17 protein-coding genes are annotated in these 15,197 nt (G+C 74.6%); 16 read left to right on the top strand and 1 reads right to left on the bottom strand.

Translation table 11 applies throughout. The annotated features are described in order from the left end of the window. The first annotated feature begins 2 nt into the window (after nucleotides 1-2). From ACFY0X_RS09630 to ACFY0X_RS09595, 8 genes are read left to right on the top strand one after another with little or no spacing between them, the layout of a single operon-like run. Nucleotides 3-1,274 carry a beta-ketoacyl-[acyl-carrier-protein] synthase family protein gene (locus tag ACFY0X_RS09630; protein WP_387751261.1) on the top strand — a complete coding sequence of 424 codons (1,272 nt, stop codon included), beginning with the start codon at nucleotides 3-5 and terminating at the stop codon, nucleotides 1,272-1,274. Next, nucleotides 1,271-2,074 (top strand): alpha/beta fold hydrolase, encoded by an 804-nt coding sequence (locus tag ACFY0X_RS09625; protein WP_387751258.1) that lies wholly within the window; start codon nucleotides 1,271-1,273, stop codon nucleotides 2,072-2,074. Before ACFY0X_RS09630 ends, ACFY0X_RS09625 begins: the two co-directional genes overlap by 4 nt. Next, a complete protein-coding gene (locus ACFY0X_RS09620; protein ID WP_387751255.1) occupies nucleotides 2,071-3,033 on the top strand; it encodes a hypothetical protein in 963 nt (320 codons plus the stop codon). Before ACFY0X_RS09625 ends, ACFY0X_RS09620 begins: the two co-directional genes overlap by 4 nt. After that, entirely contained in the window at nucleotides 3,030-4,151 is a 1,122-nt protein-coding gene (locus tag ACFY0X_RS09615; RefSeq protein WP_387751252.1) for a beta-ketoacyl synthase N-terminal-like domain-containing protein, read from the top strand. The genes ACFY0X_RS09620 and ACFY0X_RS09615 overlap by 4 nt, the downstream gene beginning before the upstream one ends. A 53-nt stretch (nucleotides 4,152-4,204) precedes the next feature. Beyond that, a complete protein-coding gene (locus ACFY0X_RS09610; RefSeq protein WP_387751250.1) occupies nucleotides 4,205-4,600 on the top strand; it encodes a hypothetical protein in 396 nt (131 codons plus the stop codon). Beyond that, entirely contained in the window at nucleotides 4,597-5,094 is a 498-nt protein-coding gene (locus tag ACFY0X_RS09605; protein WP_387751247.1) for a 3-hydroxyacyl-ACP dehydratase FabZ family protein, read from the top strand. Before ACFY0X_RS09610 ends, ACFY0X_RS09605 begins: the two co-directional genes overlap by 4 nt. Next, nucleotides 5,094-5,834, top strand: a complete 741-nt coding sequence (gene fabG / locus ACFY0X_RS09600; RefSeq protein ID WP_387751245.1) for a 3-oxoacyl-[acyl-carrier-protein] reductase — start codon at nucleotides 5,094-5,096, stop codon at nucleotides 5,832-5,834. The genes ACFY0X_RS09605 and fabG overlap by 1 nt, the downstream gene beginning before the upstream one ends. Continuing rightward, a complete protein-coding gene (locus tag ACFY0X_RS09595; RefSeq protein WP_387751242.1) occupies nucleotides 5,831-6,544 on the top strand; it encodes a 2-hydroxychromene-2-carboxylate isomerase in 714 nt (237 codons plus the stop codon). Before fabG ends, ACFY0X_RS09595 begins: the two co-directional genes overlap by 4 nt. Before the next feature lie 93 nt (nucleotides 6,545-6,637). On the opposite strand, the gene ACFY0X_RS09590 is transcribed toward ACFY0X_RS09595, so the two are convergent. Further along, on the bottom strand, nucleotides 6,638-7,366 hold the full coding sequence (locus ACFY0X_RS09590) for an aspartate/glutamate racemase family protein (protein ID WP_387751239.1): 729 nt from the start codon (nucleotides 7,364-7,366) through the stop codon (nucleotides 6,638-6,640). A gap of 188 nt (nucleotides 7,367-7,554) precedes the next feature. On the opposite strand from ACFY0X_RS09590, the gene ACFY0X_RS09585 reads away from it, so the two are divergent. From ACFY0X_RS09585 to ACFY0X_RS09550, 8 genes are all read left to right on the top strand, one after another. Then, on the top strand, nucleotides 7,555-8,283 hold the full coding sequence (locus ACFY0X_RS09585; RefSeq protein ID WP_387751236.1) for a DUF4097 domain-containing protein: 729 nt from the start codon (nucleotides 7,555-7,557) through the stop codon (nucleotides 8,281-8,283). A gap of 111 nt (nucleotides 8,284-8,394) precedes the next feature. After that, nucleotides 8,395-9,324: a 3-oxoacyl-[acyl-carrier-protein] synthase III C-terminal domain-containing protein gene (locus ACFY0X_RS09580; RefSeq protein WP_387751233.1), complete on the top strand. Its 930-nt coding sequence runs from the start codon at nucleotides 8,395-8,397 to the stop codon at nucleotides 9,322-9,324. Then, nucleotides 9,324-10,715: an ATP-grasp domain-containing protein gene (locus ACFY0X_RS09575; protein WP_387751231.1), complete on the top strand. Its 1,392-nt coding sequence runs from the start codon at nucleotides 9,324-9,326 to the stop codon at nucleotides 10,713-10,715. The genes ACFY0X_RS09580 and ACFY0X_RS09575 overlap by 1 nt, the downstream gene beginning before the upstream one ends. Then, nucleotides 10,712-11,995 carry a type III PLP-dependent enzyme gene (locus tag ACFY0X_RS09570; protein ID WP_387751229.1) on the top strand — a complete coding sequence of 428 codons (1,284 nt, stop codon included), beginning with the start codon at nucleotides 10,712-10,714 and terminating at the stop codon, nucleotides 11,993-11,995. Before ACFY0X_RS09575 ends, ACFY0X_RS09570 begins: the two co-directional genes overlap by 4 nt. A 50-nt stretch (nucleotides 11,996-12,045) precedes the next feature. Continuing rightward, on the top strand, nucleotides 12,046-12,315 hold the full coding sequence (locus ACFY0X_RS09565; RefSeq protein WP_387751226.1) for an acyl carrier protein: 270 nt from the start codon (nucleotides 12,046-12,048) through the stop codon (nucleotides 12,313-12,315). Nucleotides 12,316-12,317: 2 nt separating this feature from the next. Further along, nucleotides 12,318-13,232: a hypothetical protein gene (locus tag ACFY0X_RS09560; protein ID WP_387751223.1), complete on the top strand. Its 915-nt coding sequence runs from the start codon at nucleotides 12,318-12,320 to the stop codon at nucleotides 13,230-13,232. After that, entirely contained in the window at nucleotides 13,229-13,927 is a 699-nt protein-coding gene (locus ACFY0X_RS09555) for a hypothetical protein (RefSeq protein WP_387751220.1), read from the top strand. Before ACFY0X_RS09560 ends, ACFY0X_RS09555 begins: the two co-directional genes overlap by 4 nt. Beyond that, a complete protein-coding gene (locus tag ACFY0X_RS09550) occupies nucleotides 13,924-15,102 on the top strand; it encodes an acyl-CoA dehydrogenase family protein (protein ID WP_387751217.1) in 1,179 nt (392 codons plus the stop codon). Before ACFY0X_RS09555 ends, ACFY0X_RS09550 begins: the two co-directional genes overlap by 4 nt. Nucleotides 15,103-15,197 lie beyond the last annotated feature (95 nt).

The raw sequence follows: 15,197 nt of genomic DNA, 5'->3' as shown, positions 1-15,197 counted from the left end.
CAATGGCGAGCAGCGGGCACCGGCCACCGCGCCGGGTCGTCATCACCGGGCTGGGAGCGGTCACCAGCATCGGCACCGGGGCGGCCGAGTTCCTCGGCGGACTCCGCAGCGGCCGCAGCGGCGTCAAACCGATCACGTCCTTCGACACGACGGGCTACGCGCACGCGAACGGCTGCGAGATCGACGACTTCGACCCGGCCCAGTGGATCGAGCACGGCGATCCCGAAGAACTGGGCCGGGCCAGCCAGTTCTCCGTCGCGGCGGCGAGGATGGCGGTGGCCGACGCGGGGCTCGCCCTGGAGGAGCTGCGCGCCCGGCGGGTCCTGGTCTCGGTCGGCACCACCGACGGCGAGTCCCGCGACCTCGACGCCCTGACCGAACGCCAGCTCCACCAGGGGCCCGAGGACCTGCCCGCGGTGGTGGCCCGCCGCTCCTCGGCCGGCCTGCTGTCCAGCAGCGTGGTGCGCGAGCTGGAACTGGTCGACGTGGAGGCCGTCACCATCGCCACCGCCTGCGCCGCGGGCAACTACGCCATCGGCTCCGGCTTCGACGCCATCCGATCGGGCGAGGCGGACGTGGCCCTGTCCGGCGGCGCCGACGCGGTCTGCCGCAAGACCTTCACCGGCTTCTACCGGCTCGGCACCATCGCCCCGGAGGTGAGCCAGCCCTTCGACGTCGGCCGCAAGGGCATCCTCACCGGCGAGGGCGCCGGCGTCCTGCTGATGGAGAGCCTGGAGTCGGCGCTCGCCCGCGGCGCGGACATCTACGCCGAGGTGCTCGGGTACGGGCTGAACTGCGACGCCCACCACCCGGTCGCCCCGGACCAGGACAGCCTGGCCGCCTGCATCGAACTGGCCCACCGCAACGCCGGGGTGAAGCCGGAGGACATCGACTTCATCTCCGCCCACGGCACCGGCACCAAGGCCAACGACGTGACGGAGGCCGGCGCGATCCGGCAGGTGTTCGCCACCCCGCCGCCGACCGTCTCCATCAAGTCGATGCTCGGCCACACCATGGGCGCGGCCAGCGCCCTCGCCTCCGCCGCCTGCGCCCTGGCGATCAAGGAGGGCTTCATCCCGCCGACGATCAACCACCGCCGGACCGACCCGGAGTGCGGCCTCGACCCCGTCCCCAACCGGGCCCGCACCGCCGAGGTGCGCATCGTGCAGAACAACGCGCTGGCCTTCGCCGGCAACAACGCGGTGCTCATCCTCGGCGCGTACCGGGACGACCCGCAGGCGGGGCGGGCGGACCCGGGGCAGCCGGACGCATGAGCGCGCCGATCCCCCGGCTGCGCAGGGCCGCCGAGGACCCCGACCCGATCCGGGTGCTGCTGCTGCACGGCCTGGGCGGCAAGCCCTCGGTGTGGAGCCCGCTGGTGCGGCGGGCCGGGGCCGGATTCGAGCTGTGGGACGTCGAACTGCCGTGGCGCGCCCAGTCCGAGGGCGACGGCTGGGGCGCCCGGCCCGATCCGGGCCGCTTCCTGGTCGAACTGCTGGACGAGCGGTTCGACGCCGTCGTGGCCCACTCGTACGCGGCGAACCTGGTCGTCGAGGCGACCGCGGCCGGCCGGACCGCACCCCGGCCCACCGTCCTGATCAGCCCGTTCTACCGGCCCAGCCCCAAGGACTTCGACTGGTCGGTGATCTCGTACTACCTGAACGACTTCCACCGCGTCTTCGAGGAGGCGCTGGAGGTCGGCGAGACCGCGCGCTTCGCCCGCTCCCACCGCGACTGGATGGCGCGCCAACTGCGCGACCAGGTCGGGCCGTACGGCTGGATGCGGTTCTTCGAGGCCTACCTGCGCTCCCCCACGCTCGACCTCGGCGCGGTCCGCTCGCCGCTGCTCGTGCTCTCCGGGCAGCAGGACACCGCCGCCCGGCCCGAGGACGGCCGGGCGCTCGCCGCCCGGGTGCCCCGGGCGCGGTACGAACCCCTGCCGGGCTGCCGGCACTTCCCGATGGTCGAGCGGCCCGACCTGGTCGCCCGGCTGGTGTGCGACTTCCTGCGCACCGCCGTGGCCGGGGCGCCGCCCGCCGACGCCACCACCCTCTCATCCCTGGAGTCGCCATGACCAGCAGTGCCCCGGCCGCCGACCCGACCACCCGGGTCGAGCTCCGCCCGCGCTACGAGGGCTCGAACATCTGCACCTGGATCGGGTTCAAGCACGTCAACTACCTGGTCGAGGAGGCCGTCTACGACCACGCCCGGCAACACGGGTTCCCGCCCGGGGAGCTGTTCGAGCGGTACGGCCTGGGCGTGGACCTCACCGACCTCGACACCAAGATCCTCACCGCGCTGCACATCGACGACGTCGTGACGGCCACCGTGCGCCGGCTGCCCGCCCAGGACGACGGACTGCGCCTGGGCGTGGAGCTGACCGTGGAGCGCTCCGGCGAGACCGTGAAGGCCGTCGCCGCCAAGGTCACCCTCCACCTGCGGTCCGACCCGCGCGGCCACGCCGTCGCCGAGCCGCCCGCCGAGCTCGCCGCCCTGACCGTCGACCGGCTGGGCGCGGGCGGCGCGCCCGTCCCGCTGGAGCCCGGCGCCGACCCGCTCGAACAGCTGACCGCGGGGCGCAACGCCTTCGGCTGGGCGTGGCGGATGCCGTACTTCTACTGCCACTTCACCGAGCGGGTCCAGATGTCCGGCTACCTGCGGCAGATGGAGGAGGTCGTCGACCTCTTCCTGGCCGACCGCGGCGTCTCCATCAAGACCCTGCTGGACGAGCAGGACTGGATCCCGGTCGTCCCGCACTCCCGGATCACCCTCCTGGACGAGGCGCTGATGGAGGAGACCCTCTACACCGTCTACACCGTCGAGAGCGTCTTCAAGCGGCTGACCTACACCGCCCGGATGGACGCCTACGTGCTGCGCGACGGCGTCCTGGTGCCGACCGCCACCGGCCGGATCACCCACGGCTGGGCGGTGATCGAGAACCGCCGCGACTGGAGCCTGGTCGACTTCGACGACCGGCTGACCGACGCCCTGACCGGCAAGGCGGGCAGGGCCCTGGGCCGGGGCCGGGTATGACGGCCACCGACAGTCCGGCCCGGGCCCGGCCGGCCGACGGCGCGCCCGCAGTGCGCGAGCCGGTGTTCTCCGCCTGGTCGGCGGTCTCCCCGTTCGGGGTCGGCGCGCGGGCCTTCGGCGCCGGGCTGCGGTCGGGCGCCGGCGCCGTCACCGCCCTGGACCGCACCGCCTACCCGGGCCCGTACGAACAGGCCGCCCTGGTACCGGACTTCAGCGCCGCCGGCGCCCTGGGCCGCAAGGGCACCAGGACCATGGACCGGGTCACCGCGCTCGCCGTGCACACGTTCGGCACGCTGCTCGACGGCTGCGGGCCCGGCCTGCTGGAGCGCCCCGAGCGGGTCGCCCTGGTGCTGGGCACCGGCTCGGGCAGCGTGCAGAGCATCATGGACTTCACCAGGGACTCGCTGACCGGCGACCGCCCCTACCTGGTCGACCCGGCCAGGTTCCCCAACACCGTGATGAACCGGGCCGCCGGCCAGTGCGCGATCTGGCACGGCATCAAGGGCCCCAACAGCACCATCGCGGGCGGCTGGTCGGCCGGTCTGCTCGCCCTCGGCTACGCCGCCCGGCTGTTCCGCGGCGGGCACTGCGACCGGGTGCTGTGCGGCGCCGCCGAGGAGTACTCGGTCCAGCGCGCCTGGCTGGAGTGGCACAGCGCGGACGAGGACGCCCGGACCCCGCTCGGCGAGGGCGGCGTGGCCTGGCTGCTGGAGTCCGCCGACCAGGCCCGGGCGGCCGGCCGCCCGGTGCTGGCGCGGCTGCTCGGCACCCGCTTCCGCGCCTACCACCGGCCCGGACAGGCCGCCGCGGCGCTGACCGAGTGCGTGCGCGCGGTGCTCGCCGAGGCCGGTGCGGACGGCCGGGACGTACGCCTGGCGGCCCCGCTCGGGGCCCCCGGCGAGGAGGCGGCGGTCCGCGCGGCCCTGCCGGCCGGCGCGGACCCGGAGTGGATCCGGTGCCGGCCGCTGCTCGGCGACGCCTCGGCGGCCGCGACCGGCCTCCAGCTGGCGGCGGTGCTGGCCGCGGCCGACGAGGGCCGGCTGCCCACGGCCGGGCTGGCGCTGGTGACCTGCGTCGACCGGGACGGCACGGTCGGCTGCGCGCTCCTGGGCGGCTGAACCCGGCGGCCGTCCCGGTGGGGGCCGTCCACGTGACAGAGGAGGGACAGACCATGATGCTCAGAGCGTTGACCGTGGTGGAGCCGGAAGGCCGCCCCGAGCCCGGCGGCACGGCCGGCGAGCCGGTGGCCCGGCACGTCCGGGGCACCGTCGTGCTGAGCGCGGACGAACCGTTCCTGCGCGGGCACTACCCCGGCCTGCCGGTGGTCCCCGGCTTCGGCCTGGTGCAGTACGTCCACGAGCTGGCGGCCGCGGCCGCCGTGCCCTGCCCCGGCCGGGCCGAACTCACCCGGGCCCGGTTCCTGAGCCCGGTGCGGCCCGGCGAGGAGGTCGCCGTCGACGCCCGGATCCAGCGCGACCACGACGGCGTCCGGGTTTCCGCCCAGGTCTCCGCCGACGACCGCCCCGCCGCCGAGATCGCCCTGTTCTACCCCCGGGAGGTCCTGTGAAGGACACCGCCGCCATCAAGTCGGTCGTCCCGCACCGCCACCCCGCGCTGCTGGTCGACCGGATCGCCGAGATCGAACCGGGCCGCCGGCTGGTCGCGTACAAGGCGGTCACCCTCGCCGAGCCCGCCTACCAGGACGTGCCCGACGACGCCCCCAACGAGGAGTACGACTACCCGCTGGGCCAGATGCTGGAGTCCTGGGCGCAGTGCGCGGTGCTGCTCGCCTGCTGGGAGAAGCCGAACGCCGACGTGCTGACCGGGCAGGTCGTGCTGCTGGCCAGGACCCGGGACGTCCGGGTGCTCGGCCCGGTCCGCCCCGGCTCGGTCATGGTGCACGAGGTCACCATGGTCCGCGACCTCGGCGACACCTTCATCACCTCCGGCCGCAGCACCGTGGACGGCCGGCCGGTGCTGGAGGTCGGCCAGTTGACCCTGGCGCTGCGCCCGGCCGAGGTGCTCCGGGCCCCTGGAACCACGACCGGCGGGAGGCCGTGATGTCCGCACGACGGGTCGCCCTGGTGACCGGCGGGTCCCGGGGCATCGGGCGCAGCGTGGTGGCGCGGCTCGCCGCCGACGGCTACGACGTGGCGTTCTGCTACCAGTCCCGGGAGGAGGCCGCGGCGGAGACCGCCAAGGAGGCCGAGGCGGCCGGCGCCCGGGTGCTGGCCCGCCGGGTCGACGTGGCCGACCGCGCGGAGGCCGAGGCCTTCGTCCGGGCGGCCGAGCACGAGCTGGGCCCGCTCCACGCGGTGGTCTCCTCGGCCGGCATCGTCCGGGACAACCCGCTGGTGCTGCTCACCGAGCAGGCCTGGCAGGACGTCATGCGGGTCAACCTGGACGGCACCTACCACGTCTGCCGGGCGGCGGTGTTCGCCATGATGAAGCGCCGCGCCGGTGCGCTGGTGACGATGTCCTCGGTGGCCGGCGTGTACGGCAACGCCACCCAGACCAACTACTCGGCGTCCAAGGCCGGGATCATCGGGTTCTCCAAGGCGCTGGCCAAGGAGGTCGCCCCGCGCGGCATCCGGGTCAACGCCGTGGCGCCCGGCTTCATCGAGACCGACATGACCTCCGGCCTGGCCGGGGACGTCGGCGGCGGCCTCGCCGCCCGGATCCCGCTGGGCCGCTTCGGCCGCCCCGAGGAGGTCGCCGACCTGGTGGCCTTCCTGCTGTCGGACCGCGCCTCGTACATCACCGGGCAGGTCTTCGGGGTCGACGGCGGGCTGGTGCTGTGAGCGGCTCCGGCAGGGCGCCGCGGTTCTACTTCTCGCTGCGCAGCCCGTACTCCTGGCTCGCCTACCGGGAGCTGCTGGAGCGGCACCCGGACGTGGCCGACGCGGTGGAGTGGCGGCCGTTCTTCGAGCCCGACCCCACCAGCGAGCGGCTGCTGGCCGAGCTCGGCGGCACGTTCCCGTACACCGCGATGTCCCGCGCCAAGCACCTGTACGTCCTCCAGGACGTGCGGCGGCTCACCGCCGCGCGGGGGGTGGAGTTCCGCTGGCCGGTGGACCGCGACCCGGTGTGGGAGGTGCCCCACCTGGCCTACCTGCTGGCCGTGCGCGGGGGTCGCGGCCCGCAGTTCGTGGCGGCCGCCTACCGGGCCCGCTGGGAGGAGGGGCGGGACATCTGCGACCGTACGGTCGTCGCCGGGATCGCGGCCGGACTGGGCCTCGACCCGGTGGCGGCGGCGGGGGCGAGCGACGATCCCGAGCTGCGCCGGCAGGGGGCTCGGCTGCTCAAGGACATCTGCGACGACGGGGTGTTCGGCGTGCCGTTCTTCGTCCAGGGCTTCAGCCGCTTCTGGGGCCTGGACCGGCTGCCGGACTTCGTCGCCCACCTGCGGGCCCGGGCGGTGCCCGCCGGGGCGCTGCCGCCGCCGGCCGCGCCCGCGGTCGGACTCGGCGCCCGCTCCGTCGACGACGGCCACGCCGGCGGCTGCGGCTGACCGGCCCGCGAACGGCACGAACCGGAACGGAACGCCCGACGGAGAACGGCCCCGGCGCTGCTGCGCCGGGGCCGTTCTCCGTCGCGACAAGCTTCAGGTACGGACCGGCACGCTCCGGTAGAGTTCGGCGATGCACGCGCGGGAGAGCGCGGCCAGGCTGGAGACCATCAGCTCCGCCGGCAGGCCCGCGCTGCGGTAGGCGAGCGGCAGCTCGGTGCAGGCGGCCACCACCGGCAGCCGCCGGCGCCGCCACAGCCCTCCGACGGCGTCCCGGAAGGCGGCGCCGGCCTCCTCGACCCGTCCGGCCTTCACCCGTTCGGCGGCCCCGTGGACGGCCTGCTGCGTCCTGTCGTCCGGCAGCAGCAGCCGGTAGCCGCGGGCCGCGGCCCGCCGCTGGTAGAGGCCGCTGAGCACGGTCCCGGTGGTCGCCGTGAGCCAGCCGCCGTCCGGGCTCAGCCGGACGGCCTCGTCCAGGGTGGCGTCGACGATGTCGACCACCGGCACGGGCGAGGTGGCGGCGAAGCCGTCCAGGAAGACGTGCGCCGTGTTGCAGGGCACCGCCAGCAGGTCCGCGCCCCAGCCGACCAGCGTGCGCAGGCACTCCCGCACCCGCCGGGCCGGCTCCTCGTCGCCGCCGAGGATCGCGGCGGTGCGGTCCGGGATGCCCGGCTCGGACAGCAGCAGCAGCCGGGGGTGCTGCTGGTCCCGGGCGGCCGGCGCGTCGGCGGCGAGCAGCCGCAGGAACTCCGCGGTCGCCGCCGGGCCCATGCCGCCCAGTACGCCCAGGGTCCGCTCGGGGGCCCGTGCCGTCAGCGCTGTCATGGCTCGACTCTGGACGGGTGCGCTGACCTGGAACTGACATTCGCCTGACGTCCGCCGTTTGGGGGAACTCCCCATCGGGACAGGGGGGTTAGCCCCATGGTCCGCCGGTTTTCCGGCGCGCTAGCGTCGTGGGGTACGCCCCGCGACGGGGCCTTTTCCGGCAACGCCTTCCAGATCTGGGGAATGACATGCGCCAGCAGTCCGGCCGTCTCGCGTCCTTCGTCGTCCTCGCGGCCGCCGTGGGCGGTCTGAGCGCCTGCGGCTTAGCTCCCGACAACACCTTCGACGACGACGCCACGGTGGGCGACAGGATCACCGCGGTGAAGCTCGACACCACCTCCGGCGGGGTCACCCTGCGCGGCAAGGAGGGCCTCGACAAGATCTCCGTGCACCGGTCGGTCAGCTACAAGAACGACAAGCCGGGCGCGACGAGCCGGGTCGAGAACGGCGTCCTGGTGCTCGGCGGCTGCGGCCAGTACTGCTCGGTCACCTACACCGTCGAGGTCCCCGCCGGGCTGCCGGTCACCGGCCAGACCTCCTCCGGCTCGGTCAGCCTCACGCAGGTCGGCAGCGTGCAGGTCTCCACCCACTCCGGCGGGGTCAACCTGGACGGGGTGAACGGCAGCACGGAGGTGAAGACCACCAACGGCGCCATCAGCGGGCGCGGGCTGAACGGCGACCGGATCCGGGCCGAGACCCACAACGGCGCGATCAACATCACCTCGACCAAGCCGCAAGACGTCTCCGCGTCGACCTCCAACGGCGCCATCACCCTGGTCGTGCCGGCCGCCAAGTACAAGGTCTCCGCGAAGACCGGCAACGGCCACAAGGACATCGGGGTCTCCGACGACCCGTCCGGCCAGTACCAGCTCACCCTGAGCACCAGCAACGGACGCATCTCGGTCAAGCAGGCCTGACGCGACCACCGGCTGCCTGCCGTCCGGCGATCAGCCGGGCGTCAGCAGCCTGTCAGCGTTCCCGGCGACTCTGGTGGGGCTCCGATCCTTGTCGCGAGGAGGCCCCGTCGCATGACGTCGATAGAAGCGGTATCGAGCTACCTGCCACCGACGGTCTCGGTCGAACAGCTGCGGGAGCCGCTGGGGCTGACCGACCAGCAGGTGCGCCGGTTCACCAGGCTGTACGGCCTGGACCGGATCTGCCAGGCGCCCGACCAGTCCGAGGCGGAGCTGCTGACCACCGCGGCGGGCAAGCTGGACGCCCTCGCCGGGCAGGAGGACCGGATCCGGTACGTGGTGCGCGCCAAGGGGCTGCGCACCACCGCACCGTACCCGGTCAGCCCGCTGCGGACGGTCTGCGAGTCGCTCGGGCTGCGCCGGGCGAAGGTGTTCTCGGTGGCCGACCACGGGTGCGCGACCGGCCTGCTCGCGGTGGACGCGGCCGGCACCCTGCTGGCCGAGGACGGGGACCCGGACGCGCTCGCGCTGGTCCTGGCCGGCGACAAGACGCTCACCCCGTTCTCCCAGTGGGTCGAGGACGTGTCGATCATGGGCGAGGGCGTCACCGCCCTGCTGGTGGGGGCCGGCGGCGACCGCAACCGGGTGCTCGGCTACCACGCCCGGATCCACGGCCGCGAGGACGGCGTCATCGACCTCGACGCCGAGGGCGCCCGCGAGGCCAAGCGGATCTACCAGGACGCGATGGCCGAGGTCATCGACGGCGCCCTGGCCGCGGCCGGGCTGGCCGTCGGCGACCTCGACCTGGTGCTGCCGCACAACGTCAACCGGGTCTCCTGGACGGTCGCCGCCAACGCGCTCGGCATCCACCGGGACCGGATCTTCCTGGAGAACATCGCCCGGACCGGCCACTGCTTCTGCGCCGACCCGTTCATCAACTACCAGTCGGCGCTCGAACTCGGCCTGCTACGGCCCGGGGACACCTACCTGATGACCTCCGCCGGGCTCGGCCAGTCCTTCGCCGCCATGGTCGTGAGGCACTGATGGCCGCCCACCCGGGGCCCCCGGCCCAGGACTTCGCCGGCCGGCTGTCGCTCGCCCTGACCGGATCGCCGGACGCCCGCTTCCTCTTCCTGGGCAACTTCGAGGTGGAGCAGCAGTGGGCGCTGGGCGAGCACACCCTGCCCCGGCTGTCCGCCGCCGCCTCCAGCGCCGTGGTCAACCGGATGGACGAGTTCGCCCTGCTGCTGGCCGGCGGCCGCGACCACGTGGTGCTCAAGACCCACCCGGACCGGGACTACCTCGGGTACCTGGCCGGCCTCGGCCTGGAGCTGCCGCGCGTCCACGTCCCGGCCGTCCAGGACCCGCAGCGCACCGTCACCGAGGACGCCCTGGCCGACCCGGCGCTGCTCGCCGCGCTGGCGGGCCTGGCCGCCGAGGACTGCCGGATCGCCGTCCACGGCGTGTCCGAACCGGAGGAGCGCCTCGCCGCGGCCACCGGGCTGCCGCTCGCCGGGCCGGACGCGGCCACCTGCAAGGCCGTCAACAGCAAGGTGTACAGCCGCCGGATCGCCGACGAGCTGGGCCTGCGCCAGCCGAGGGGCTGGGCCTGCGAGACGCTCGCCGAACTCGCCGCCGCCTTCGCGGCAGTGGACGCCGAACTCGGCGACGGCCGGGCCGTCGTGAAGGAGGCGTTCGGCGTCTCCGGCAAGGGCATCGCCCGGCTGACCAGCCGGCGCCGGGGCGAGCGCATCCTCGGGTTGGTCGCCAAGCAGGTCGAGGGCTCCGGCCGGGAGCGGATCGCCATGGTCGTCGAGGAGTGGGTCGACAAGGCCGCCGACCTCAACTACCAGTTCACCGTGGGCCTGGACGGCTCGGTGGCGTTCGACTTCGTCAAGGAGCAGCTGACCGAGGACGGCGTCCACAAGGGCCACCGGATGCCGGCCCGGCTCACCGCCGCCCAGGTCGACGAGCTGCGCACCGCCGCGGACCGGCTCGGCAAGCGGCTGGCCGCCGACGGCTTCCACGGCGTGGTGGGCGTGGACGCCATGGTGGACCCGGACGGCGGGCTCTACCCGGTCGTGGAGATCAACGCCCGCAACAACATGTCCACCTACCAGGTCCGTCTGCAGGAACGGTTCGTCAAGCCGGGACAGGTCGCCGTCGCCCGCCACTACCCGCTGCGGCTGACCGAACCCCTGGCCTTCGACGAACTGCGCCGGCTGCTCGACGGCCTGCTGCTCGACCCGGCCGGCGGCCGGGGCCTGCTGGTGAACAACTTCGCCACCGTCAACGCGGCGTTCACCGGCGCCGACGCCCCCGTCGACGGCCGGCTGTACGGGATCGTCGTCGCCGACTCGGCGGAGGAACTGACCACCATCGACGCGCAGATCGCCGTCCGCCTCGACGGACGGGAGAGGGGAGACCGGCCGTGAGCGGAGTCTTCGAGATCCAGGGCACACCCGTCACCGAGATCGCCGAGCGGTACGGCACCCCGCTCTTCCTCTACGACGGGGACGCCCTGACCGGGCGGATGCGCGAACTGCGCGAACAGCTGGACCCGCGCCTGCAGGTGTTCTTCTCGCTCAAGTCCAACCCCAACCTGGCCGTCTGCGCCCTGCTCCACGCCCACGGCGCCCGCGCCGAGGTCTCCTCGCTCACCGAGCTGCGCACCGCCCGGCGGGCCGGGGTGACCGGCCCGGACATCATCTTCCTGGGGCCCGGCAAGAGCCGGGAGGAGCTGGCCGCCTGCCTGGACGAGCGGATCGCGGCGATCGTCTGCGAGTCCTTCCAGGAACTGGCGCTGATCGACGAACTCGCCCGCGAGCGCGGGGTGGTGGCCCCGGTGGCGCTGCGGGTCAACCCGAGCTTCTCGGTCAAGGGCTCCGGCCTCACCATGGGCGGCAAGGCCCGCCAGTTCGGCATGGACGAGGCCCAACTGCTCGCCGATCCGGGGCTGGTGGCACGCCACCCGGCGGTGCGGGTGATGGGCGTGCAGGTCTACATGGGCACCCGCATCCTGGTCGAGGACACCGTCGTCGAGAACACCGAGCGGATCTTCGCGCTCGCCGAACGCCTCTCCGCCGCCCTGGACTTCCCGCTCGAGCTGGTGGACGTCGGCGGCGGGCTCGGCGTCGCCTACTTCGACGGCGAGCGGGACCTCGACCTGCCGAAGCTCGCCGCCGGGATCAACCCGCTGGTCGCCGGGTTCGCCGAACGCCACCCCGGCACCCGGCTGGTGATGGAACTCGGCCGCTACCTCACCGCGCTGGCCGGCACGTACGTCACCCGGATCCGGTACGTGAAGGAGTCGCTGGGCGAGCGCTTCGCGGTCGCCGACGGCGGCACCCACCACCACATGGCGGCGGTCGGCATCGGCTCCTTCGTCAAGCGCAACTTCCCGATGCGGCTGCTCAACCGGATCGACGAGCCCGCCACCGAGGTCTGGAACGTCACCGGCCCGCTCTGCACGCCCAACGACACGCTGGCCAAGAAGGCCGAGCTGCCGCCGGTGCGCCCGGGCGACCTGCTCGGAGTGCTGCGCTCCGGCGCGTACGGACCGACCGCCTCCCCCGTGCACTTCCTCAGCCACGGCTACCCGGCCGAGGTCCTGGTGCTCGACGGCGAGGCGCACCTGGTCCGCGAACCCGACCGGCCCGAGGACCTGCTGCGCCACCAGCGCCCGATCGCCCCCGAACTCCTCCGGCGCGCCTGAGAATCCGCGCCCGAGAACCCCCCGCCCACCCACCGGAAGGAGTGCTGACCATGACCGGAGCGACCGGCACGGACCGCGCGCGGATCGTCACCGAGATCTCCGCCGCCCTCGGCGAGGTGCTCGACTACGACCTGCCCGAACTCACCGAGGAGTCCCGGCTCTTCGACGAGCTCGGCCTCGACTCGACCGGCGTCTTCGAGCTGCTGATGCGGCTGGAGGAGTCACTGGACGTCGAGTTCGACACCGACTCCCTGGAGATGGCCCACTTCGCGAGCGTGCGCTCGCTGGCCGACTTCGTGGCCACGGAACTGGACGGCTGAGGATGCCGGTCCGGACCGCACCGACGAAGGGCCCCTGGGAGGCGCCCGCCGTCTTCCCGCTCGGGCTCGCCGCGATCACCCACCGGAGGTTCCCGCCGGGCCCGGCACGGATCGACGACGCCTTCTCCCGGCGCCACTTCGCCGACCTGACGGCGGCCTACGGCGTCGACCACCGGCCGGACCTGGTCCAGGACGCGGCCGGGAACACCTTCGCCGCGATGGCCGGGGAGCTGCTCGCCGGGCTCGGGCCGTCAGCCCCGCCAGCCCCGTCGGACCCCTCGGCCCCGCACGACGCCCGGAGCGCGCCGATCGACCTGGCGGTGGTCGCCCACGCCACCCCGGACCTGGACTGCCGGCTCGCCGCGGTCACCGCCCTGTCCGAGCTCGTCCCCGGCGGCCCGCTGTCCTTCACCGTCTCCGAGTGCGGCTCCAACGCCCCCTTCGCCGCGCTGCGGCTGGCCGCCGCCTACGCCCGGCGGCACGGCCACCGCCGGGTCGCGCTGTTCGTACTCGACCAGGCCACCTTCCCGTACCGGAGCGGACGGGAACTCGCCGGCGACGCGGGCCTCGCGCTGCTGCTGACCGACACCGGCTCCCTCGGCCGGCTCACCCTGTGGCAGCGCACCGCCACCGGCCCGGACGACGTGGCGGCGGCCGTCCGCACCGCCCTGGCCGACCTGGACGCCACCGGCTGCCCGGTGGTCGCCGGCGCCGCCGTCGACCCCGCGCGCGACCTGCCGGGCCACCCCGGCCGGATCGTGCGCACCCCGCCGGGCCACCCGGCCTCCGGCGCGCTCACCGCCCTCGCCGCCGACCCCGCCTGGTCGGCCGGCCGGGAGCAGCGGATCGTCGTCGTCGACCACGAGCCCGACACCGGCGACCTCGCCGTCTGCCTGATCGAACGGGGCGGTCGATGACCACCGTGACGCGGCAGGACGCGGGCCTGTGGACCCGCTGCCGGGACGCCGCCCGGCACCAGGGACTCGCCCCGGCGCTGCGGCTGCTCGGCTCCTCCCTGACGCCCGGCCTGCTGCCCTGCGGGCCCGGCGGGCACACCGTCGCCGACGCCGGGACCTTCGCCGCGGCCGACTGGCTCTGGGTCGACGGCACCACCCGGCCGCGCCGCCCCGGCGACGAGGCCGTGCTGTCGCGCACCCCGCTGCCCGGCGGCGAGGTGGTCGCCGCCGCCGTCACGACCGCCCCGCAGCCGGCCGGGCGCAGCGCGGCCGAACGGGACGCCGGCTCCGCCTTCGTCCTGGGCCTGGCCTGGGTGCGGCTCGGACTGTCGGAGTCGCTGCGCTCGGCGTGCCTGGACTACCTCGGCCGGCGCCGCAGCGGCGACACCTACCTGCTGCAGCAGCAGCTGGTGAAGGGCACCGTCGCCGAGGCGGTGGCCGACCACCTGGAGGTCGAGGCGGTGCTGTCCGGCGCCGGCCCCGGCGACCTGTCCGCCGCGGTGCTGGCGGACCTGCACGCCCGGATCACCGCGGCCGACCGCGAGCAGGTCCGGCTGCTGGGCGCCAGCGGCTACCTGCGGGACGGCCCCGGGATGCCCTGCTACCTGTCGGAGCTGGTGGCGGAGGTCTTCGTGACCGGGGAGGAGCCGCGGTGACCGGGCCGGACGGGCACCTGGCCGCGCTGCGCGCCCGGGCCCGCGAGTGGGGCGCCGACCTGCGCCCGCTCGCGCTGGAGATCGACCGCGACCCGGAGGCCATCCGGCACCACCTGGACCTCCCGGCCGTCCGCTACCTCGCGACGATGGGCATCCCGGCCGAGTACGGGAACGAGCCGGAGAAGATCGACGGGCACCGCCACTGCGGCGACTCGGCGCTGGAGCGCGCGGTCGTCATGGAGGAGCTCGCCCGCGCCGACGTCGGCTCGATGGTCGCCTCGCCGGGGCCGTTCCTGGCCGGCGTCGCGGTCGGCCTGTGCGCCGACGAGCGGCAGAAGCAGTGGTTCTACGGCCGGATGCTGAGCGAACCGCTGTGGACCTGCTTCGCGCTGACCGAACCGGACCGCGGCTCGGACGCGACGGCCCTGACCACCGCGCTGACCCCCGCCCCGGGCGGGGCGCTGCTGAACGGCGAGAAGCGCTACGTCGGCAACGCCTCGCGGGCCCGGCTCGCGGTGGTCTTCGCCCGCACCCGGCCCGGGCCGCTCGGCATCACCGCCGTGCTGGTCGACACCGCGACCCCCGGGTTCCACGCCGAACCGCTGGACATGCTGGGGCTGCGCGGCGCCCGGATCAGCTCGATCCGGCTGGACTCGGTGGCCGTCCCCGAGGAGCGGTTCCTCGGCCGCCACCTCCCGGCCAGCCGGCGCGGGGTGTGGGCCTTCGTCCAGACCTTCAACCTGCTGCGCCCCGGCGTCGCGGCGATCGCGGTGGGCATCGCCCGCGCGGCCCACGACTACGTGGCCGAGCACCGCGGCCCGCTGCGCACCGCCGAGCGGGAGCGGCTGGACGCGCTCGGCCGCCGGATCGACGCCGTCCGCCACCTGGTGCTGCGGGCCGCCGCGGCGGTCGACGCCCGGCCGGCCGACGGGCACCTCGCCTCGGCCGCCAAGCTGCGCGCCGCCCGGCTCGCGGAGGACGTGACGCTGGCGGCCTGCGGGTTCTTCGGGCCCGGCGCCCGGCTGGCGCACCCGGTGCTGGACAAACTCGCCCGCGACGCCCGGGCGATGGAGTTCCTCGAGGGCGCCGCCAACATCCACAGACTGAACCTCTTCCAGGGGCTGCTCACCGGGAAGGTCGGGCGCGCCCCGGGCGCGGCCGACGGCCGGCCCTGAGGCTCGGACCAGGGCTTTCGCCCCATCAGCTGCGGATCAGTGCGACGTCAGCGCGTTCGGAAACCATGGGGCCATCGCTTCGGACCGATTGGGCA

The organism is Kitasatospora sp. NPDC001547 (assembly GCF_042894165.1).
Classification (GTDB): Bacteria; Actinomycetota; Actinomycetes; order Streptomycetales; family Streptomycetaceae; genus Kitasatospora.
This window is presented reverse-complemented; position numbering and strand designations above follow the sequence as displayed.